This is a genomic window from Pleomorphochaeta sp. DL1XJH-081 (assembly GCF_049310885.1).
Taxonomy (GTDB): domain Bacteria; phylum Spirochaetota; class Spirochaetia; order Sphaerochaetales; family Sphaerochaetaceae; genus CAYZJV01.
Genome location: NZ_JBMDYO010000001.1, coordinates 510,719 through 532,478, shown reverse-complemented (window position 1 = coordinate 532,478; position 21,760 = coordinate 510,719). Strand labels below are relative to the sequence as shown.

General features: G+C 47.9%; 19 protein-coding genes and 1 tRNA gene. 12 read left to right on the top strand and 8 right to left on the bottom strand.

Going from position 1 to position 21,760, the window contains the following annotated elements; all coding sequences use genetic code 11:
• The first annotated feature begins 35 nt into the window (after positions 1-35).
• Positions 36-866, top strand: a complete 831-nt coding sequence (locus ACODJP_RS02420; protein ID WP_422478094.1) for an FTR1 family iron permease — start codon at positions 36-38, stop codon at positions 864-866.
• A 47-nt stretch (positions 867-913) separates the two neighbouring features.
• Here ACODJP_RS02420 and hflX read toward each other — a convergent pair whose 3' ends face one another.
• Positions 914-2,266, bottom strand: coding sequence for a GTPase HflX (gene hflX, locus ACODJP_RS02415; RefSeq protein ID WP_422478092.1), 1,353 nt, complete (start codon positions 2,264-2,266; stop codon positions 914-916).
• Positions 2,267-2,311: 45 nt separating this feature from the next.
• Between hflX and ychF the strand changes: the two genes are divergently transcribed.
• On the top strand, positions 2,312-3,418 hold the full coding sequence (gene ychF / locus ACODJP_RS02410) for a redox-regulated ATPase YchF (protein WP_422478090.1): 1,107 nt from the start codon (positions 2,312-2,314) through the stop codon (positions 3,416-3,418).
• Positions 3,419-3,427: 9 nt separating this feature from the next.
• On the opposite strand, the gene ACODJP_RS02405 is transcribed toward ychF, so the two are convergent.
• The 3 genes from ACODJP_RS02405 to ACODJP_RS02395 are packed head-to-tail and all read right to left on the bottom strand — an operon-like array spanning position 3,428 to position 6,608.
• Positions 3,428-4,159: a hypothetical protein gene (locus ACODJP_RS02405; protein ID WP_422478088.1), complete on the bottom strand. Its 732-nt coding sequence runs from the start codon at positions 4,157-4,159 to the stop codon at positions 3,428-3,430.
• Between the two features lie 60 nt (positions 4,160-4,219).
• Positions 4,220-5,815, bottom strand: a complete 1,596-nt coding sequence (locus tag ACODJP_RS02400; protein WP_422478086.1) for a B12-binding domain-containing radical SAM protein — start codon at positions 5,813-5,815, stop codon at positions 4,220-4,222.
• A gap of 55 nt (positions 5,816-5,870) precedes the next feature.
• Positions 5,871-6,608: a LiaF transmembrane domain-containing protein gene (locus ACODJP_RS02395; RefSeq protein WP_422478084.1), complete on the bottom strand. Its 738-nt coding sequence runs from the start codon at positions 6,606-6,608 to the stop codon at positions 5,871-5,873.
• 128 nt (positions 6,609-6,736) lie between these two features.
• On the opposite strand from ACODJP_RS02395, the gene topA reads away from it, so the two are divergent.
• Positions 6,737-9,343: a type I DNA topoisomerase gene (gene topA, locus ACODJP_RS02390; protein ID WP_422478082.1), complete on the top strand. Its 2,607-nt coding sequence runs from the start codon at positions 6,737-6,739 to the stop codon at positions 9,341-9,343.
• Between the two features lie 91 nt (positions 9,344-9,434).
• On the opposite strand, the gene ACODJP_RS02385 is transcribed toward topA, so the two are convergent.
• A complete protein-coding gene (locus ACODJP_RS02385) occupies positions 9,435-10,340 on the bottom strand; it encodes a phosphatase PAP2 family protein (protein WP_422478080.1) in 906 nt (301 codons plus the stop codon).
• A 127-nt stretch (positions 10,341-10,467) separates the two neighbouring features.
• Between ACODJP_RS02385 and ACODJP_RS02380 the strand changes: the two genes are divergently transcribed.
• The 3 genes from ACODJP_RS02380 (at position 10,468) to nagB (ending at position 12,629) form a co-directional block, all read left to right on the top strand.
• Positions 10,468-10,541 (top strand) — tRNA-Asp (locus ACODJP_RS02380).
• Positions 10,542-10,589: 48 nt separating this feature from the next.
• Entirely contained in the window at positions 10,590-11,699 is a 1,110-nt protein-coding gene (gene mnmA, locus ACODJP_RS02375) for a tRNA 2-thiouridine(34) synthase MnmA (RefSeq protein ID WP_422478078.1), read from the top strand.
• Positions 11,700-11,801: 102 nt separating this feature from the next.
• A complete protein-coding gene (nagB, locus tag ACODJP_RS02370) occupies positions 11,802-12,629 on the top strand; it encodes a glucosamine-6-phosphate deaminase (RefSeq protein WP_422478076.1) in 828 nt (275 codons plus the stop codon).
• 12 nt (positions 12,630-12,641) lie between these two features.
• Here nagB and ACODJP_RS02365 read toward each other — a convergent pair whose 3' ends face one another.
• Together ACODJP_RS02365 and ACODJP_RS02360 are read right to left on the bottom strand one after the other, a co-directional pair.
• A complete protein-coding gene (locus tag ACODJP_RS02365; protein ID WP_422478074.1) occupies positions 12,642-13,448 on the bottom strand; it encodes a glycerophosphodiester phosphodiesterase in 807 nt (268 codons plus the stop codon).
• A 9-nt stretch (positions 13,449-13,457) separates the two neighbouring features.
• Entirely contained in the window at positions 13,458-14,204 is a 747-nt protein-coding gene (locus tag ACODJP_RS02360) for an RNA methyltransferase (RefSeq protein WP_422478072.1), read from the bottom strand.
• A 55-nt stretch (positions 14,205-14,259) separates the two neighbouring features.
• On the opposite strand from ACODJP_RS02360, the gene ACODJP_RS02355 reads away from it, so the two are divergent.
• Positions 14,260-15,423, top strand: coding sequence for an AI-2E family transporter (locus ACODJP_RS02355; RefSeq protein WP_422478070.1), 1,164 nt, complete (start codon positions 14,260-14,262; stop codon positions 15,421-15,423).
• The gene (locus tag ACODJP_RS02350; RefSeq protein WP_422478068.1) at positions 15,389-16,330 is read left to right on the top strand and encodes a DNA repair protein; all 942 of its coding nucleotides are present in this window, start codon (positions 15,389-15,391) and stop codon (positions 16,328-16,330) included. The genes ACODJP_RS02355 and ACODJP_RS02350 overlap by 35 nt, the downstream gene beginning before the upstream one ends.
• Here ACODJP_RS02350 and ACODJP_RS02345 read toward each other — a convergent pair.
• Positions 16,319-17,245 (bottom strand): DMT family transporter, encoded by a 927-nt coding sequence (locus tag ACODJP_RS02345; protein WP_422478066.1) that lies wholly within the window; start codon positions 17,243-17,245, stop codon positions 16,319-16,321. The two genes, ACODJP_RS02350 and ACODJP_RS02345, sit on opposite strands and share 12 nt — an antisense overlap.
• Before the next feature lie 113 nt (positions 17,246-17,358).
• Here ACODJP_RS02345 and ACODJP_RS02340 point away from each other — a divergent pair, with 113 nt between their 5' ends.
• The 4 genes from ACODJP_RS02340 (at position 17,359) to cobS (ending at position 21,744) form a co-directional block, all read left to right on the top strand.
• Positions 17,359-19,278, top strand: a complete 1,920-nt coding sequence (locus ACODJP_RS02340) for a bifunctional metallophosphatase/5'-nucleotidase (RefSeq protein WP_422478064.1) — start codon at positions 17,359-17,361, stop codon at positions 19,276-19,278.
• Positions 19,279-19,368: 90 nt separating this feature from the next.
• The gene (gene cobT, locus ACODJP_RS02335; RefSeq protein WP_422478062.1) at positions 19,369-20,463 is read left to right on the top strand and encodes a nicotinate-nucleotide--dimethylbenzimidazole phosphoribosyltransferase; all 1,095 of its coding nucleotides are present in this window, start codon (positions 19,369-19,371) and stop codon (positions 20,461-20,463) included.
• The gene (gene cobU, locus ACODJP_RS02330) at positions 20,447-20,995 is read left to right on the top strand and encodes a bifunctional adenosylcobinamide kinase/adenosylcobinamide-phosphate guanylyltransferase (protein ID WP_422478060.1); all 549 of its coding nucleotides are present in this window, start codon (positions 20,447-20,449) and stop codon (positions 20,993-20,995) included. Before cobT ends, cobU begins: the two co-directional genes overlap by 17 nt.
• Positions 20,992-21,744 (top strand): adenosylcobinamide-GDP ribazoletransferase, encoded by a 753-nt coding sequence (gene cobS / locus ACODJP_RS02325; protein WP_422478058.1) that lies wholly within the window; start codon positions 20,992-20,994, stop codon positions 21,742-21,744. Before cobU ends, cobS begins: the two co-directional genes overlap by 4 nt.
• The last annotated feature ends 16 nt before the right edge of the window (positions 21,745-21,760 follow it).

The window sequence follows — 21,760 nt, the reverse complement described above, 5'->3', positions numbered from 1 at the left end:
TATCAACCCTGAAATAGTACTAATTAGGAGTTTTTATGGCGCAAATCATACCCGGCTTTATTGTGGGGCTACGTGAAGGACTTGAAGCCTTTCTTATAGTGACTCTCATCCTCGAGTATCTTAACAAACTTGGGAAGAAGGAATTGCATGGTTCTGTGACGAGAGGCATGTTCACGGGACTTGGAATCTCGGTGGTCTTTGGTATCTTGCTCTGGTTGTTAGCTCTAACCGTTGCGAGTGGGAGTGATGCGGTTGGTAAGTTGTGGGAGGCGGGGGCTTCACTTGTAGCAGTGCTCTTCATTACCTACTTCATCTACTGGATGATCCAACATGGCAAGTCGCTCGTGCAGGATGTACGTGATTCGGTTGATGCAAACCTTTCAGCGAGAGGACTATTTCTCTTGGCTACTGTAGCAGTAGCTCGTGAGGGAGCCGAGATTGCACTATTTGCATTCACTGCCGAAGACAAGGTCATCTATCTTACAGGAACCATCTCAGGAATACTCGTGGCAGCGATTCTAGCTTTACTCATCTACAAATCACTGGTTCGAGTCGATATTGGATTGATTTTTCGGATCACCCTGGTCTATTTGATTCTCCAGGCAGGCTATTTATTTGGTTATGCCATCCATGAATTGCTTTCGGCTTTGCAGTCGATTGGTATGCTCAGTGCCGATGCTGCGATATATGCAAAACTCTATAATCTTGGTGGTACAGTACTGGATCATAAAACAGGTGTAATTGGAATACCGCTTAATGTCCTTGTCGGATGGTATTCCAAACCAGAAATCATCCAGGCAATAATCCAACTGGTCTATATCGGAATTCTGGGGAATATCTGGAGAAGGAAAAATTCCATCAAATAATATCCCGATTTTCACATAATCGAAGCATGGAACCTCCCGTGGAAGCCCTATTCGAGGATTTCCCCAGTACCATCACTGATATACGGTACCAGGTTCTTTTCGAGGAAACGGGGAATACGGGCGCGGATCTTCACTCCCTCATCCACATAATCGATATGGAGTACCGTACCATTGTTGCGGATCATAGCAACTAGATCCCCCCTTGAATGGGGGATCGTAAAGGCATACTCCGGATGGGCGATATGGGCTAAGCGTTCAACCGAAAGCAGCAATTCGCCGATACCTTCATTTTCCTTCACAGAGCCCGTGATGGTTCCAGGATGGTCGGCTATGATCTTGGCAACCGAAAATTCATCATTCTGGGCATCCATCTTATTGATGAAGATCACCATGGGCTTTCCTTCACAACCCAAGGATGCCAAAACTTCCATAGTCGTCTCATAGCACTGGAGCATATCGGGGTGCGAGGCATCTACGACATGGATGATGAAGTCGGCATACTTGGCCTCCTCAAGGGTGGATTTGAATGCATCTACTAATTGGTGGGGTAGGTTGCTGACGAATCCCACTGTATCAGAGACCAGTAGTTCTCCACCTCGAGGTAATGGAATCTTACGCGTAGTCGGGTCCAACGTGGCGAAAAGTTTATTCTCCACCAAGACATCGCTTCTTGAGATCAAATTGAGTAGTGAGGATTTCCCCGCATTGGTGTACCCGACTATCGCAGCAGTAGGGATCGTCCCTTCCGAGCGACTCTTGCGTTGGATACTTCTCTGCCCTTCAACCTTTTGTAGTTCACGCTTGAGTTGTGCTATACGGTTCATGACGATACGGCGGTCAATCTCCAACTGAGTCTCACCTTCCCCACGAGTACCTTTCATACCACCGCGCTGACGCGAGAGATGGGTCCATTTCCGCGTGAGCCGGGGAAGAGAGTATTCCTGCCTCGCCAATGCGACTTGGAGAACAGCTTCCTTCGTGGCAGCACGGTCACTGAAAATCTGAAGGATAACCTCTTGCCGGTCAATTACGGCGATTTCAAATGCCTGTTCCAGATTCCGTTGCACCCTTGGCGGGAGGTCTTGTTCGAATACCACACAATCTGCCTGTGCTTCTTCTACCAATACTTGCAGTTCTGCGACTTTTCCCGATCCTATCAGTGTCGCAGAATTAGTATTTCTCAATGGGATAACCAACGATCCTACGATATCGGCACCCATCGTCTTGACCAAGCTCTGCAGCTCATCGAGACGGGCTTCCGATCGTCGGTTCTCTTCTCCCTGGGGGCGAAGTACCACGAGATACGCTTTAGTCTGAGGACTATCAATGGTAATGAATTTGTTTTCAGTAATGGAAAGACTCCTTGGGGTGCTGTACAAGACAGTGACCTTCGTGATCATTATATGCTATACTCAGCGCGCATTACAAGCTAACAAGGGGTTCCCATGGGTCTTAATTGCGGTATCGTAGGATTGCCGAACGTCGGTAAATCCACCATTTTCTCAGCACTCTCTTCGGCACCCGCCGAAGCAGCTAATTATCCGTTCTGTACCATTGATCCGAATGTCGGAATGGTCAGTGTTCCCGATAAACGTCTGGACAGAATCGTCGAACTCATTCCAACAAAAAAGGTAGTTCCTGCTACTGTGGAATTTGTCGATATCGCAGGTTTGGTGGCCGGAGCTTCGAAAGGAGAGGGCTTGGGGAACCGTTTTCTGGCATCGATTCGTGAAGTAGGTGTTTTGGTTCATGTCGTTCGTTGTTTCGAAAATCCCGATATCGTTCACGTCGCGAACCGTATCGACCCAGCTAGTGATATAGAGACAATCAATATCGAACTGGCTTTGGCAGACTTGGAAACCGTTGACAAGCGGTACCAGAAAGTCTCAAAGATGACCCGTCTGGACAAAGAGACTGCCAAACAGGCAGCTGCAATATTACCCATACTGGAGAAACTTCGAGAGTCGTTGGGAAATGGAGTCGCAGCAAGAAGCCTTGGACTGGATGACGAGCAATTGAAACTTATTTACGATTTGCATCTCATTACACTCAAACCTATGATCTATGTATGCAATGTCGATGAAGAGAGCATAGATAGTGAGAATTCCTATGTTGATATCGTAAGGAAAATCGCGAGCGAAGAAGGTGCACAGACCGTTGTGATATGCGGAAAGATAGAGGCCGAGATCGCAGCATTGGACACCCCAGAAGATCGGGCAGAGTTCCTAGAGGCCGTGGGATTGGAGGAGTCGGGGCTCAACCAACTCATCCATACTGGGTACCAGACTCTCGGGCTTAGGACCTTCTTCACCGCTGGAAGTGATGAAGACCGTGCATGGACCTTCCATAGCGGAGACAAGGCGCCACAGGCAGCTGGAGTAATTCACACCGATTTCGAGAAGGGATTCATCAAAGCCGAGGTCTACCACTGTGAAGACCTGTTTACCTATGGCAGCGAGCAAAAGGTGAAAGAGGCTGGAAAATTGAGAATTGAGGGAAAAGAGTACGAAGTACGTGATGGCGATATCATGCACTTCAGGTTCAATCTCTAGAATCTCCCACTACCAGGTAGCACTGAATTCAATGGGCTCTGCCAAGAGAAGGAACTCGATCAGGGGTATGTCGAAGCGGATGGAATTCGAGCTTTCACGTATCCCTCCGTTTTGGGATTTGATGCTCGAGGGAGTGGTAAGCCGCAAGGAGATCACACTATTGGTGATCGATGGTGGTCCATCTTCTCCCAAGATGTAACTGATCATATCGAGATACTCGGCCTCACTCATTCCCTCATTGTATAGAGGCCCGAACGTCTCAAAATTTTCATCGGCTAAGAATGGGATTATCCTAGTCAGTTGGGGATAATTTTCTAAATCGAGATAGAATCGGAGCGTGGTATCCTTACCCTTCGTTCGTACCGTGACAATACTTTGCGGTTCCCTTTTGTTCAAATCACTGAGTAAGTCTTCCAGGCTGGAATAGGTGAAGTCGATAAAATAACCATTGTCGCCAATTTTTGAGGATGCGATATTCGTTGCGCTGTTCGTACCATGCAACTGGGTAACAAAATCCTCAACACTTGCATCCATGATCGATATTTCTCGTTCTTCCGGGGTGAAAGGTTCGAAATCTTCCAGTACTGTGAGGAAAAAGTCGTAGACATAGAGGTCTGTAGTTGCCCAACCGGAGCGACTATTGGACATGCTCAATCCTTGTTGCATCACACAACCGCCCAACAAAGCCATAGTCATCACCAATCCGATCAGAAACATCAGCCGTATACGTTTGCACATCATTTCAGGGCACCTCTTTCGCCTACTATAATCCACCGGATCGAGCTCTAGCAACCCAAACCTTCACCCCTGCATCGGTTCTATGTAGAGGACATCATCTTCCATGAATACCCAATGGGGTATCTCCTCTTCGAACGGGACATGGGTATCGATGAATCGAGAAAGCTCCATCGAATCCAAAAGTGCCAGATCATCGGGTGGATAGGAGAGGTAGACCATCGGGTCTTCCCCGCTATCTTGCAAATGGGCGATTCCCTGATGCAATTCCATGTAACTGAGCATGGCTGGCAGCAGGTGTTCCAAACCTTGTTCGCCGAATTGTCTTCTCACGAATGTATCCTGGATGGAGAAGATATCTTCCTCATCCGGATTTTCACAAGTATCGAGAAAATCGGCGAAATGGTACAGCCACTGCGATGGCGACATCCCTATAGCCTTACAGGCGGCATGTATCCACATGACTGCCCTTCCTTTCGTATAGAACAGGTCACAAGCTTCCTTGAGCCGCAAGGCCTCGGCAATGTCCTTCTCGTCCATCGTTGGACTGTGTTGCAATAGGTAGGGGCTCTCGACCAGATGGGAGAGTTGGAGCATCCCAGCATCTTGTGCAAGCTGGGTTCCGGGGAGGAGGGCAAGCAGGAATATGTCGAGATTACTCGGTTTACAGGAAATCGCGAAATCCAAACTCTTTCGGAATGAGTCCAAAGTATCTCCGGGCAGCCCTATGATCAGATCGAGTCCGAATACCACCCCATGGGCATTTAAAAGAGATATCTTTTCAGCGAACAACGTTGGATTGAAATTCCGACCTATCGACTCCAATACCGTAGGATTACTGCTTTGTAATCCGATTTGGAGTGAACAATGGAATTGTCCGAATAGGGCAGCGGTAGCTTCATCAAGCAGTTCGGCTCTGATTTCAAACGTAAAATGCATATCTGCGGACGCTGTATCCCTAATCAAAGTCAATAACTGGATTGTTCTTTCACGTTTCATATTGAAGGTCGGATCGAGTACGAATACATGTTTTACATCATGCTCTACCAAAAGTTCCAACTCCGCTTGCAACCGCTCTATCGGATAGGTCCTGACCGATCGGTTTCCCCGTGATTCGAAACAGAAGGCGCAGTGGTAGGGACAACCGCGAGTCATCTCCCAGAGGACTCCTTCATAGGAATCCACGTTTGCGACTCCCGTGAGAAGGGGGGAGGGCAATACAGCTAAGTTCGAAGGATATCTGGGAATAGGAATATCGGCTATTGAGGTCTGGATTCCCCGTCCCTCTACGTTTTCTCCTCTCATGAGTTGTTGGACCATATCGCACACGGTCTCTTCGCCCTCACCCAAAACAAGGATATCGATCCCAGAATCGAGGAGGATCTTGGGGTCCGCCATGGTCTCCGGACCACCGGCGAAAATCGTTATATGGGGTTTTAGCTTACGTAGGTGAGCAAGAAACTCATTGAACCAGTCCCTATTGTAGAGGTAGAGGGAGAGACCAAGAAGGTCGATATCATATTGGGCAGTGTGTTCTGCTGCTTCAATGGGATCGTCCTGGTCGGAAATGAAATGGGAAAGTTCTACCTCAATCGAGTCTTTAAGCATCTCATGCGAAACAAGAGCCGTCTGGATACAAAGCGCTCCCAATGGATAAGCCATGGGGGACTGTTGGGGAGAACATGCTATGAGACGTATAGTAAAGTGTTTCTGCATATTAGGTGATATCAATACCACCGAATGCTGCAAGACAGCGCACGGTGACCGTGGGAGCCTCCAACGATCGCGGAGGCCTGCTCTTATTATCCACACCGCCAAATAGCGGGGTGGCTTTGGTGATAACGCGTACATTGGAGGGGAACATAAGATCGATTCCCCCAAAAACAGCCGAAGCGTCAATAATGATATCGTGGTCTATGCGTGCATCCCGGAAGTCGACACTCAAACCACCGAAGAGGGCGAAGAGTGTCGAACCATCGAGGTTTTCCGTTGAATTACGGATATCCTGGCCAGAGAAGATGGCGGTATAGCTGGGAAGACTGTCTGTGTCACGCTGGGCACGTGTAGTACTGCGCTGTCGTGGCGTTTCCCTTTGATGAGATTGCCGTGGTCTATCAGATTGCTCTTGAGGTGTTTGTTCTTCTTTGCGGGGATTGAATATGAAGAGGAGTCCAAATCCTATCACTGCAGCGCCGATAACATAGGCACCATTGAACCACTGGGGTATCCAATTACGTTGGTTAGCTAACAACCAGCTGCCTATGAGCAGCAGCGCAAAGTTGCCCGGACCGATTCCTCCACTGCTCATGGATACAATAGCTACAATGATGATGGGAAGGGTCCACCAACCCTCGAAAAAGAGAGTGAACTCTATACCGGCGGCCTTCAATATGATGCCGATTCCGACCACCACGATAATCAGGCCTATGAAGTATTTGGCTGCATTCTGTTTCATGCCGCCATTGTGGCCGCAATAGGAGTGGCTGTCAATCGTCGTTGACAAAACCCCTTACACTTCCTATAACTGTAGTTCCTGCGTGGTCGCACTCCGTTTTGCTGGCGGCGCTCGATAAGGACATATCCATGGCGAATAAACAGAACACGGATGGCAAGACGCTCATCGTAGTTGAGTCTCCCACTAAAGCAAGAACTATTAAGAAATTCCTACCCGAACACTGTACGGTTATAGCATGCAATGGGCATGTTCGTGATCTTCCGGTGGACGACATGTCAATCGATGTGGAAAACGGCTATACCCCGAAATATGTGGTTGCCAAGGGTAAGGATAAAATCATTAAATCTATAAAAAGCGAGCTTGCAACCAGCAGCGAGTTGTTGCTTGCTACTGATGAAGACCGTGAAGGTGAGAGTATCTCATGGCACTTGTTGGAACTTCTCAAGCCGAAGGTTCCCTATCGGAGAATGGTATTTCATGAAATAACCAAGAGGGCGATCACCCACGCGATGGAGCATGGTCGAAAGCTCGATATGGATCTCGTGAATGCACAAGAGGCCAGACGGATTCTAGATCGGTTGTTCGGATATTCTATATCCCCTGTTCTCTGGAAAAAACTTTCCCAACGAAAACTCTCGGCTGGAAGGGTTCAGTCTCCAGGTTTGCGAATGGTTGTTGAACGCGAGAGACAGAGACTAAAATTCAAGACTGCCTCCTATTGGGATATCAAAGCCAATCTTCATAGAGAAGATGAGGACTCCAGCCAACAGTTTGAAGCCAAATTAGAATCGATCAGTGGCAGACGTATTGCCAATGGAAAGGATTTCCTTGCCGAAACAGGAGAATTAGCACCCCATAAGAAGGTGTTGCTTCTCGATGAGGGTATGGCTAAAGATTTGGTTTCGCGGTTGCAGGATAAATCTTGGCAAGTGCTCTCTGTTGAAGAGAAGGAGAAAAAGCAACGTCCAGCTCCTCCATTTATTACTTCCACTCTCCAACAGGAGGGGTCCAGGAAATTGCGATTGAGTGCAAAAGATACCATGCGGATAGCCCAAAAGCTCTATGAAAGCGGACTCATTACCTATATGCGAACCGACTCTCCCTCTTTGAGTCAGGAGGGGATAAAGGGTGCCAGAGATGCCGCAGGATCATTATATGGTTTGGATTACCTTTCGCCTTCTCCACGACAATATGCTACCAAGAGTTCCTCAGCACAAGAAGCCCATGAAGCGATCCGCCCTGCCGGCGAGGTTTTCGTCCACCCCGATAAAAGTGGTTTACATGGACTTGAGAGAGCCCTATATGAGCTCATTTGGAAGAGAACGTTGGCAAGTCAGATGGCAGAGGCTATAAAAGCTTCCACTTCGGTCAAAATCGGTGTGGACGATGCACAATTTTCCGCAACGGGAAATAGGATTGTTTTCCCTGGATTCATTCGGGTCTATGTGGAGGGAAAAGATGATCCCGAGGCAGCTTTAGAGGATTCAGAGAGACTGTTACCCCACCTCGTTGTCGGAAACTTGCTTCAAGCGTTAGCAATCGAACCGGTAGGACATGAAACAAAACCTCCTGCCCGTTATACCGAAGCTACGTTGGTTCAGGAACTCGAAAAACAGGGAATAGGACGACCATCCACCTATGCTACTATTATCGATAAGTTGTTCGAGAAATCGTATGTGGAAAAAGATGGCTCTGCCTTGGTTCCTACTTTTATTGGATTTGCGGTTGTCCAATTCCTGGAGAATCACTTTACCCATTTTGTAGACTATGCATTCACTTCCAAGATGGAAGATCTGCTCGATGGGATTGCGGAAAATAAGGTCGATCAGCTCGACTTCCTAAAGACCTTCTATGAGGGGGACGAGGGGTTGAAGGTGCAGATCGACAGGAAGATGAAGGCGGTCAGTCCCTCCGAAGCCAAGAATATCGCATTACCGCATATCAGCGATTCCTATCAAGTGCTGATAGGAAAATTTGGGCCTTATATCGCAATGAAGGACGATGATGGTGAGAATACCGCATCGGTCTCTATCCCTCAACATATATATCCGGGAACTATTTCTGAAGAGGATATCAAACAGCTGTTGGAATTAAAGATGAACGGTAGTGATGAACCTAAACCAATCTGTGAAGATCCAAAGACAAAGCTCCCCATCTATCTGTTGACAGGAAGATTCGGCCCTTACTTCCAATTGGGGATGAAGTCAGAAGACAATCCAAAACCAAAGCGTCTTGGTGTTCCAAAAGGAAGAGACGCTGCCGAAATGACGTGTGACGAAATTCTGAAATACCTCTCCCTCCCAAGAGAACTGGGGAAACACCCTGAGTCCAAGAAACCAGTCATTGCTCACTTAGGCCCCTACGGCCCGTATGTCGGTTGTGACAAAGTATTCCGTTCCCTTTCCACTCAGGAGGAGATTTTCAGTGTAACTCTAGAGGAAGCTTTGGCTTTGTTGGCCGCGCCGAAACCCGCCAAGGGGGCAAGGGGTGGTGCTAAGAACGGATCCTCTCAGGAGCCTGTAGTCAGCTTCGGAGAACATGAAGGGAAACCGCTAGGGGTTTTTACAGGCCGTTATGGTTTCTATGGCAAGATCGGGGATCTCAATTTTCAATTGCCCAAGGAGATGAAGCAAAACGAAGAGGCTCTCAAAGAATTGACCAAAGAGACCATGATTGAGTTGTCCAAATCCGCCAAGCCGCCAAAGCGTGCGAAGAAGGGTAAGGCCAAGAAGTAATATACTGGAACAACTATGAACCTAAGAACATCATGAAGGCAGGAGTATCAATGACCATCTCTCCTGCCTGTCATCTGTAGATACCGTTATGCTACTGAACAGCAAACAATCGCGAATTTCCTATCCTGATCTTGGTACCAAGGTACGGATACAGAGCGGTGATCCACAAACCGGTGGCGACATACCGGAAGAGACCGGATGCCATGTGGTCCGGGAGGACCACCTTTAATGCTTGGATCACCAAAACCACGAAGATTCCCAAAAGTAGCCTCAATACCTTTATTCCTCTAGTTCCACCAGTGGTGTAACGGATATGTTTTTGATCCCAAGCGAATCCCAAGTACCCTCCAGCTGCCAAACTGAATAATTTCATAGGGTCGGTGAAGCCAACCGGATCGGCTACTCCCGCTTCTATGAGAATGGTAAGAAGAACTGCAAAGAATGCCGATGTAGCACCAGCGATAGTAGAAAATCTGATTAGTCTTTCGGTATCGTCAAAGATTCTGGAGAACCAACCATAGGTGACGAAAGTTACGGTGATTCCAAGAGCCAAACCACCGAAGACATCGATTGGCCAATGGACTCCCAAGTACATCCGAGAGAATCCCACGAGCAGTATGGCGACTGCACAAAGTATCGAGACCTGTCGTTTTCGGAATGTAAGTGCCAACGCGCTATAGAAAGATGCGGCACCGGTCGTGTGGCCGCTGGGAAATGAATACCCGGTTGCTGTTGCCACCCGCTTGCCTTTGATCTCTTCTATCACTTGGAATGGTCTCGGGGCTCTGATTACTGCTTTCAACACGCTCATCCCGATGAGCGATGTGAATAGGGTCGAAAGGATAACGAAGCCCTGTTTTTTCGATGATAACCAAAGGAATAGGGCTACTGCCACGATAAAGACAGTCTCCTCTCCCAACATGGTCATGAGTTCTACGATCGTATCGAGAGCAGGGGAAGCCATTCCCTGAAAGAATTCCATGATTGTTAACTGCATACGATACCCCCTTGTGTCGTTGCAGTATAAACAAGCGGATATGGTATGACAATCTAAAATGCGAAAAAATTTGGAAAGGGGTGTTGACAAAAATCGATGTACGTTGTAGTTTCTCCTTGCTAACGATGAGGGTGTAGCGAAGCTGGTTATCGCGACGGCCTGTCACGCCGTAGATCGCGGGTTCGAGTCCCGTCACTCTCGCTTAAGACCGCTCTGGATAATCCGGGGCGGTCTTGTTGTTTCTACCTGTTGGTAGAAGAATCGTTTTTAATTGGCGCTATGCGCCTGGAGGAATATATGAGAGTTTTGGTAGGCATGAGCGGGGGAATAGACTCCTCAGTCGCTGCACTGCTACTGAAGGAGGCCGGCCATGAGGTTGTGGGTGTCACCATGTCCATCTGGAGTAAGGGGAACCCTTTCTCCGGTGAACTGAAGAAGAATGCCTGTTTCGGCCCCAATGAAGAAGAGGACATTGCTGAAGCACGTAGAGTGAGTGGGATGTTAGGTATAGAGTATCATGTCCTCGACTGTGCAAAACAATACGAGCAGATTGTCATAGAGGATTTCAAGAGTGAATATATGGCAGGTCGGACTCCGAATCCATGTGTATGGTGCAACAGTCTTATCAAGTTCGGTGCACTGCCGAAGATTGCCCGGGAATCGGGAATTGAGTTCGATGCTTTCGCAACCGGTCATTATGCCCAAGTAGGCAAAAATGGTGATCGATGGAATCTTATGCGTGCAAAGGACTTGCGAAAAGATCAGACCTACTTCCTTTATAGATTGACACAAAAACAACTCTCGGAAGTCATGTTTCCACTGGGAAAGGCAACCAAAGAGGAGGCACGACGCCTCTGTATTGAGCATGGTTTCTTTACCGAGGATAAGGATGAGAGCCAGGATTTTTATAGCGGTGACTATAGCGATTTGTTACAGACAGAACCCAAGATGGGTAATATCGTCGATAAAAAAGGAACCGTACTTGGTCAGCATGAGGGATATTGGAAATACACGATCGGACAGAGGCGTGGTTTGAAGATTTCCAGTGAGCGTCCGCTCTATGTAATCCGTTTGGATGCCCAGGAGAACGAAGTTGTGGTGGGACACGAAGAGGATACCTTCGGCGATGCCTTGATCGCAGAAAATCTCAATTGGATTGCAGTAGAGAGCCTGGATACCAGTATCGAGGTCCAGGCTAAGATCCGATCAACCGGATCTCCGAAGGCAGCTTTGGTAGAGACACGAGAGGATGGTACCGTGTCAGTTCGTTTCGCTGAGCCACAGAAAGCTGTCACTCCTGGACAATCTGTAGTCTTCTACCAGGACGATGTAGTTCTTGGCGGGGGTGTCATCCGTTAACTTTTCCTGCATTTCCTTGTATCGAGAGCTGAATCGTGGTTTAATCTTTCTAGTGGTCGTGAAGACCACTAGAGACCTATTATCAATCATAGGAGGATTGCCATGCGCCTTATCATTGAACCAGATTACGAAAAGCTCTCCTGTTGGGCTGCAAATTATATAGCCAAAGCCATAAAAGACTTCGGTCCGACCGCTGAGAAACCATTTGTCCTCGGTTTGCCAACCGGATCTTCTCCAGTTGGTACCTACAAGCAGTTGGTTGCCATGCACCAGAGGGGTGATTTATCATTCAAGCATGTGGTCACCTTCAATATGGACGAGTATATTGGACTGCCCGAAGATCATCCGCAAAGTTACCATGCCTTCATGTGGGACCATCTGTTCAGTCATATCGATATTCCTAAAGACCAAGTCCATATTCCGAATGGCAATGCAGAGGATATTGTCGCGGAATGTGCTTTATACGAACATAAGATAGAGGATTTCGGTGGTATTCGATTATTTCTCGGTGGAATCGGAGCCGATGGTCATATTGCTTTCAATGAACCATTCTCCTCGCTCCAGTCGGTTACCCGGGTTAAATCGCTCACCCACGATACGAAGGTGATGAATTCACGCTTCTTCGGTAACGATATCTCCAAGGTTCCCTCTACGGCAATTACTGTCGGGGTAAAGACAGTAATGGATGCACAGGAAGTGTTGTTGTTGGTCAATGGGTATGCAAAGGCACGTGCCTTACAGGCAGTTGTTGAAGGTCCGGTAGGTCATGGGTGGACCGCCAGTGCTTTGCAAATGCATCCAAAGGCGATAATCGTATGCGATGAAGCGTCTACGGTGGAATTGAAGGTTGGCACCTATAACTATTTCAAGGATATAGAGGCTGAGCATCTTCCACCGGAATGTCTTCTCATTCCTGACGAAGCCGACTGAGCGGTAATTCCGTTAGCGTAATCCCAACTCCTCGGCGACCCGGATAACTGTGCCCGGGTCATCGGTCATGATGGAATCTACCCCCATGGAGAACAATGAACGCATGAGGGTACTGTCATTGATCGTCCAAACCTGGATGATCGCCCCACGCTTGTGAAAAGCTTCGATGAAATCGGGAGTGATTACTTGGATTCCCCACTGCTTGACCGGTACCTGGAATACCAAAGTCCTATCCATGCCTAAGTTCTTTGGCAAGATGCCCAGCTTCTGACGAAACAAGAGCGGGACAACTTCCATTGTCGTGACACTGGTGAGGATTCGGGGATTCAGCTTCCTCATGAGTCTAAGGTTGTTCATATGGAAACTAGCACAGAGAACCCTGTCTTCTGCACCATGTTCGGTTATAATTTTATTGAAGGCATGAACTATTTCAGGGTTCTTGCTTTTCAGATCAACATTGAACCGCTGTCCGGGGCATGCCTCCAAAGCCTCAGCCAATGTTGCCATGCAGATACCTTTTCCACGGAATGGGAAGGTTGATCCCCCATCCTGTGTGAATGTGAAGCCTGCATCGAGTCTTTTCAACGCCTCGAGTGTGTGGTCCTCTACCTTTCCAGTTCCATCGGTATTCCTATCGAGAGTAGGATCGTGCCAGATAACCACGTGCCCATCTCGGGTGAGATGCACATCGGTTTCAATGACATCGATTCCCATCTTAACTGCACTGGTGAAAGCTTCGATCGTATTTTCTGGATAGTGATGGCTGTCTCCACGGTGGGCTACCACACGGGGAGTGGGGGTTAAAAATGGTTCCTTCATACGATAAGTCTACTGGCCTCTTGTGTCCTTGTCCATGTTTTTGTGGATTCGTATGCGAGCCATTTTTATGAACATCTTCTCCAGCCGTTTGGCCTCACCCTCACTCAAAGTTGCACGTGCGAATATATCACGAAAGAACCGCTCGACTTCTGATTTTTCATCCTGTTTAAAAAAATCGATTTTCTCGAACGACTCTCCGACTGTCTGAGATAGTTTTTGCAATCGTGATTCGACAATGGGTTCAAAGCCAGCGGTCGATGTGAGTTCTCGAAAGAGGGTATAGGTGATAACCTGTACAGCTTGGGAGAGATTGAGGCTGGGGAATGCATCGCTTGTGGGAATGCGGACACCCATATGGCAAAGGTTGAGTTCGGCATCAGTCAATCCATCGGCTTCACGGCCGAAGACGATGGAAACCCTACCTTCTCCAGTAGCGTCGATTCGTTTTGCCATCTGTTCCGGGAGCAAGGCAAAATACTTGCGGTTCTTTCCTCTCCTTCGAGAGGCTCCTACCGAAAGTACACTGTCAGAAAGGGCCTCTGCTAGATTTGCATATCGGCTATGGTTCTCATAGAGATCGTAAGCATGCAGAGCCAAGGTCCTGACCCTATTCTCATCGTATTGCCGATCGCCGGTAATGGCCAGATCATGGATACCCATGGTCTTCATTGCCCTGCAGACCGAGCCGATATTGGCACCATCTTGCGGTTCGACCAATACTATTCTGATTCTATCCAGATTGGAGTTCTTTTCCATAGGCCATGTAATAACAGATATTGCAGTATTATCCAAGCTGGCATATAGTGGGAACATGTTGGAGAACACCAAAACCCCCAGAGATGCGGGCAAATCGGCTTTGCTCATTATCGCTGTCATCCTTGTTGCTGCAGCGATGAAGATAGCTTCAGCGGTTACATTACCTCTGTTCATCTCTGTCTTTCTGTTCCTCCTTTTCAATCCTTTCCTCAATAGACTCGAAAAAATGAAGATTCCTCGCTGGCTTGGAGTCATGATCGCAATGCTCCTATTGCTTATCATACTCTTGTTCGCTGGATGGTTCTTCTTCTTTACGATCGATCGACTGGTCCAACGATTGCCCATGTATATCAGACGATTCACGGTCATAGATGCATGGCTCGCCGAATTGCTCGATCTTGAGACTGGATCGAGTTTCCTTGCCTATATCAATTTCGATTGGCAGGGATTGATCCTCAGTTCCCTCTCTTCTGTCAGTGAGAAAGCTATCAGCGTGGTATCGATGGCATCGCTTATCTATATTTTCGTTCTCTTCCTATTATTGGAGAGGCAGTCGCTTATCCCAAAGCTCAAAATCGCAGCTCCCCAAGGAAAGGGAATGAGGATCGCGGTATTGTTTGAACGGGTAAACCGACAGATCTCCAAGTATCTCCTGCTGAAATCGCTTATCAGTATTGCCACAGGAGTCCTGTTCTATCTGGCATGTTTAGCTACAGGCTTGGATTTTGCGATCATGTGGGGTGTCTTGGCTTTCATTCTGAATTTCATACCCAGCATAGGATCAATCATCATAACCGTAATGACCATTACCATGGCACTTCTCCAGTTCTTCCCCAACTGGGCTAATATCATATATGTTGCCGTTCTGATGATCTCTATCCAGACTGTATTGGGTAATATCCTTGATCCCCGTATACAAGGGGTGCAACTCAATCTCAGTCCCTTCGTTATTCTCGTATCGCTCTCCTTGTGGGGTTTCATCTGGGGTGTGGCAGGCATGTTCCTAGCGGTTCCTATCACCAGCGTACTCCAGATTGTTTGTGCAAACGTGAATTCCCTCAAACCGGTAGCAGTCATGATCGGTAGTGGAAAATCCTACAGGAAAGTAGTTGAGGAGGAGCGTCGAAGGGCACGTGAGCGGGCAAAGAGAAGGGCAGCACGGGAAAAACGCAGAAACGGACGTCATGAAGCCAAAGAACCCACGAAAATCTCCGACTAAACCAACAAAGGAAACCGATTCCTGGCTCTTCGACCCGGTTTCTTATACATCGCTCAAAGAATCGGATCGACAGGAAGCTTTGCAGTATTTCAGTGATCGGATCTGGGTATATTATGATCTCCATGGCCGACAATTCCCGTGGCGTGAAACGACAGATCCCTACCGGATACTCCTTTCCGAACTCATGCTCCAACAGACACAGACCGAACGTGTCCTCCCCAAGTACCAGCTGTTCCTTGAGAAGTGGCCTGACTTCCACGCTATGGCAAATAGCGGACTATCGGATGTGCTCGCCGCTTGGCGCGGACTGGGATATAACAGACGGGCTCTGGCAATCCGGAATATTGCTTTGAAAAGTGAAGATTACGGTTGGACCCTACCTGCCGATTATGAGCAGTTGCTACAGTTCCCAATGATAGGACCTGCGACGGCAGCGGCAGTAATGGCTTTTGCCTATGGAAAGGAGTCGATCTACTTAGAAACAAATATCAGGCGGGTATTGATCCACCAATTTTTCCCATCCATGGATAAGGTCGCCGATAGGGATCTTCAAAAGATCTTGCGCGAGCTGCTTACTTTCCAATCAGACGTAAAGCAATGGTATTATGCACTTATGGATTACGGAGTCTATTTGAAAGGTCATCTGGTAAATCCGAACCGAAGGAGTGCACACTACCAGAAACAAGCAACATTTGCCAATTCTAACCGTCAGATCCGGGGTCTTCTTCTCGTGGTGTTCACCGAACAGGGATCACTTTCTCTTCCTGATGTGCTACAGCGCTTGCCATTTCCACAGGATCGGGTGCTCTCCTGTCTGAATGCCCTTGTTGAAGAGGGTTTCATAGAGGAGCATGCCAAGATATCGGAGGAGAGCCCCCCAGATTTTGGTATACCGTCAAACCACTGAAGGTTTACCCCGAGCGGTCTTGTCCTGCCAATCTACCCAGACATTACCCATCATTCCCAATAGGATGATCACTGCACCCAGCAATAGCCTTCCGCTGAAAAGATCGTATAGGTAGTAATCGATTACGATCGAGGTGATGATTTGTGCACTGCTGAGCAATAGGGCTGAGTAGAGGGCTGGAATCCGGGGAATGACATGATTTGTTCCTGAGACGACTACAATAGCAAGCAGCCCCCCTCCGAGCATCAGATAGATTGGAACCTCGGCTAGTGAGGAAAATGCGTTGACCGTCTCTTCAGCTGCAGTGAACAGGTATATAGTTATGGCGATGAGTAAACCTGAGAGAACATTGTTCCGGGCACTGAAGAATACCCCTTTATAGGCTGCGAAACGTGAATTGTAGACCATTTGAATCATTGTGATCACACCGGTGAGGATACCGATTACAACGTAGGGAATAGCGAATGTTCCACCTTGCGATGCCATAATTGCGATACCGATGAAACTTACCGATAGGGTGAATGCTTTTTTTCGGCTGATTGGATATGTCTTTCTTCCCATGAATCCGGTTAGATCGAACATGAGTGATCCGAGAGATTGTCCGAACACAGCCGTAGCCATTGCCAGTGATGCTCCAATATTCACAATAGTGATGAAGTTCGCATTCAGGATGAGAAATCCAAAGGCTCCTCCGAACCAAAGGTACCATGGGGCTTTTTGCCGTACTGCTGGCGTACCGCGTCGGATCCGTAGGAATGCCATGATAATGGTAATGATGATAATTCCGATAGAGTGGTTGAAAATGAATGACACAGGCATAGATGCAACTTCGCCGAATCGAGTATTGAACACGACCATAAATGAGATGGTACTACCGATGCCGGCTGCCATGAGATAATCGATTGCCCTATGCATGAAAGTATCCTATCATAAGAGTGTTCTTTGAGAAAGCGGCTTGAGAATATTCCATGGCGGGGATACACTTGTCGTGGGAATGGAAATGTAGTCCTAGAATCCGGGAGGAGTCCATGAAAAAGAAACATATACGTCTCTTATCGTTTGCAATTATTGCGATTATCGCCTTTGCATTCATCGGTTGTGCAACAACTAGCCAAGTGGAGCCTATAGAGCCGACTGCTGCACCACAGCCGGTTGTAGAGGAGGTGCAAGTCCAACCGGTTGAGCAACCAGCACAAACAGTGGTTGAACCGGAGGTTCCTGTAGTCGTTGGGGAAACAACACAAGAGGTCGCTGAAGGCACCAAGGTCGTGAAGATCATTACTACCAGCGATATGCATGGGAATATATTCCCCTACGATTTCATGCGCAATACTGAGGCTGCGACCAGTCAGATGCATGTCTCTGCATATGTAGAAGAGCAACGTTCAAAAGATCAGAGCGTAATCCTGCTCGACAATGGCGATGTGCTCCAAGGGCAACCGATTGTCTACTACTATAATTTTGTTGCGACCGAGACTCCCCACATTGTTCCCAGTGTGATGAATGACATGGGGTATGATGCAGCATCGGTGGGGAATCACGATATCGAAGCTGGTCCAGATGTCTACACAAAGGTCTATGACCAGGCAGATTATCCTTACGTGGCTGCCAATGCCGTGAGTATTGCTACTGGTGAACCTGTTATCGATCCTTATGTGGTTATCGAGCGAGATGGATTGAAGATAGCGATCTTGGGTATGGTCACACCCTATATCCCAAAATGGTTGCCACAGAATCTGTATGAGGGTGTCCGTTTTGAAGATATGGTACAGACTGCGAAGAAGTGGATACCAATTATCCAGGAGACTGAGTCTCCCGACCTGATCGTCGGTCTATTCCACGCAGGAGTGGATGAAACCTACAGCGGAGATGCCGATGAATTGGGAAACGAGAATGCTAGTAAATTGGTCGCCCAACAAGTTGAAGGCTTCGATGTCATCTTCACAGGCCATGATCATCAGGATACCAATATGGTGGTCCAAAGTCCCTCTGGAAAAGAGGTCGTCATTGTTGGGGCAATGAATGGAGGACGTTCAGTGGCGGTCGCCACAGCCAGATTCTCGCCTTCTGGATCTTCATATAGTCTGGAGAGTATTGACGGTTCGACGATAATGATGGAGACCTATGAACCGAATTCCGAACTCATAGCAAAGTATCAGGATGCGATTGATGAGGTAACCACATGGGTGTCCCGGGAGGTCGGCTCTATCAGCGAGACGATATCTTCACGGGATTCAATGTTCGGTGATTCCAAATTCGTCGATCTCATCCACCAGATTCAGCTGGAAAAGACGGGAGCGGATCTTTCGGTATCAGCACCTCTATCGCTCGATGCTACTATAGAGGAAGGGCCAGTCTATGTACGCGATATGTTCAGCCTGTATCCCTATGAGAATCTGCTTTTCACCATGGAAATGACTGGTCGAGAAATTAAAGCTTTTCTGGAATATTCCTACGAGAATTGGTTCAACCAGATGAAATCCCTTGATGACGATTTGATCAACTTCAAGCGTGATGCAGAGGGGAATCTCATTTTCAATACCCGATACAACACCTATGATACAGCTACCAGATACTACAATTATGATAGTTTTGCAGGGATCAATTATGTAGTGGATATAACCAAGCCTGCCGGACAACGGGTTACCATCAAGACTCTCACCAAAGGAAACGCCTTCCAATATGACAAGACCTATACAGTAGCTATAAACTCCTACCGTGCACAAGGTGGTGGTGGGCATCTCGCAGCTGCGGGCATTACTCCTGAAGTCGCTTTAGATAGGATTCTCTTCTCCACGGATAAGGATTTACGTTATTACCTGATGGAGGCTTTTGAGAAGAAGGGTGAGATAGAACCCTCTGTAGACAACAACTGGTTGGTCATTCCAAATCTTTGGGTACAGCGAGGTATGAAGAATTCGTATCCTAAGCTCTATCCGGCTAAATAGTCTGATTTTTACCGATTTTAAGGGCTGTCCGGAAGGGCAGCCCTTAGTACAGTATGGACACCGGGCAGGAGTGCCGGTAGACTGTCGTCCATGGGAAAAGAGATCATATTACCTAAAGTAGAACCTCGATACCAGAAGCTTCGTCCTAAGGCATGGGCAATCTGGGATGGGAAAGTCAAACCCCAACTCTCACTTGGAATTCTGGAACATCTGGTTGTTGATCTCGTAGAAATGACTGGACGGCTCGATCTCGATCTGGGCAGGCCGCAATTGCTCCTTTTTGCGGCAGATCATGGGATTGTCGAGGAGGGAGTCTCCTCCAGTCCACAGGAAATAACTTGGCAGCAATGTGAGAATTTTGTGCAGGGAGGTGGTGCAATCGGACTCCTCTGTGCAATGGAGGAAATGGACCTCCATGTTGTGGATGTCGGTGTTGCTCATGACTTTGGCTCAAACTCTGCGATTATTGGTAGAAAAATTGCTTGGGGGACCAATAATTTTCTCAACAAACCCGCTATGGATCACCAGCAATTACAACAGGCTCTCACAACGGGAGTGGAATTGGTTGGAGACCTTTTTACAACCGGACATAGGATTTTTGCCTTTGGAGAGATGGGTATTGGCAATACTAGTAGTGCTTCTGCTATCATGGCCGCATATACAGGTTTACCACTTGATACTTGCGTCGGTAGAGGTGCTGGAATCGACCAGGGCGGCCTAAACCATAAACGGACTGTGATCGGAAAGGCGTTGGATCATCATGGAAAGCAATCCGATCCATTGGAGATATTGCGAATATTCGGAGGATTCGAAATCGCAGCCATGGTAGGGGGGATGTTGGCGGCAGCGCATGGACATTCGGTTATCCTAGTCGATGGATTTATTGCAACAGTCGCTGCTACTATCGCTATCGCTGTTGAACCGCATGCCAAGCAATATATGGTTTTTTGCCATGAATCAAATGAAGGCGGGCATCCCCATCTATTGGCCTTTCTCGATGTGAAGCCTCTATTATCTTTAAAGATGTGCCTGGGAGAGGGAACAGGGGCTGCGGTCGCTTGGCCAATCATTCGACAAGCGCTACAGTTGTTTATCCATATGAACAGTTTCTCCTCTGCTCATGTCACCGACTCGGTTTCATTGTTGAAGGAGAGAGGAGTCGATTTACATGAAAATGAAGTCTAAACCGACCATTACCTTTGTGATTGGTGGAGCTCGAAGTGGAAAAAGCAGCCATGCAGAGTCCCTGGCCGTTCAATATTCGGGTAAACGGGTCTACTTGGCAACGGCAGAACCGTTCGATGATGAGATGCGAGAGCGGATTGCCCGACACCAAGAGGCGAGACGAGGGAAATTCTTATCCACGGTTGAAGAACCTCTTCATCTAGCCCGAGCACTCTCAAGTGTGGATGATGATGCATCCATCGTGTTGGTCGATTGTCTTACGGTGTGGATGGGAAATCTATTACATCATAAGGGAAGCCTCCCGTCATATGGGGAAGTTGAACAATTTATGCAGTATCTCGAAGCTCCGAAGAATCCATTGATACTGGTTTCCAATGAAGTAGGGCAGGGAATAGTTCCCGGTGATCCCATGAGTCGCCATTTCCGTGATCATGCAGGATGGTTGAACCAGAGTGTGGCACAAATCGCAGATCGAGTCATTTGGATGGTCGCGGGGATTCCGGTAACCATCAAAGGGGAAGCTACCATATGAAGGGGTGTGGGTTAGCCAGTGCTTTCAGGACTTTGACGATACTGCCATTGCCGGGAAGGGAGAGCGATAGTCCAGCTACCGCTCTCTACTGGTTCGTGCCGGTGGGATTGTTCTTGGCTGGAATTCTCTATGGGGTGGCTTGGATCGCCTCCAGTCTTGGCCTTGAGTTGGTCGGAGGTGTTGTCCTGACTGGACTTTTAGCTATTCTGACACGGGCCTTCCATCTGGATGGCTTGGCCGATATGGTAGATGGTTTTGGAGGCGGATGGACGCGGGACCGGGTCTTGGAGATCATGAAGGATTCCCACATTGGTGCCTTTGGTGTGATTGCTCTTGTGTTGGTTCTCATGCTGAAAGCTGTTGCCTTCACGGCTATCATCGAAAATGGTACGATATTTCCCTTACTCTACATTCCAGTGCTCAGTCGATTCTTAGTTGTACTACAATCGGTGGCCAATCCCTATGCGAGAAAAGAGGGTGGAACGGCTGGCCGATTAGTTATCGAATCACGTCCCCGACATATGTTTGTTTCAATTCTTTGGGTCATAGTGGTGGTCATGGTGTCAGGTCAGAAGTATCTCATGACTCTTATCATCATGACTGCTGTTGGACTGTTGGTGACGGTTTTACTAGCTATACGGGCTAGGCGACGCATTGGTGGAGTAACAGGGGATATCCTCGGAGCAACGGTAGAACTGAGCGAATGTACGATGATTGTCGCTCTTGCGATTTTGCTTTATAGTGCTTAGAAATCATGATGAGGAG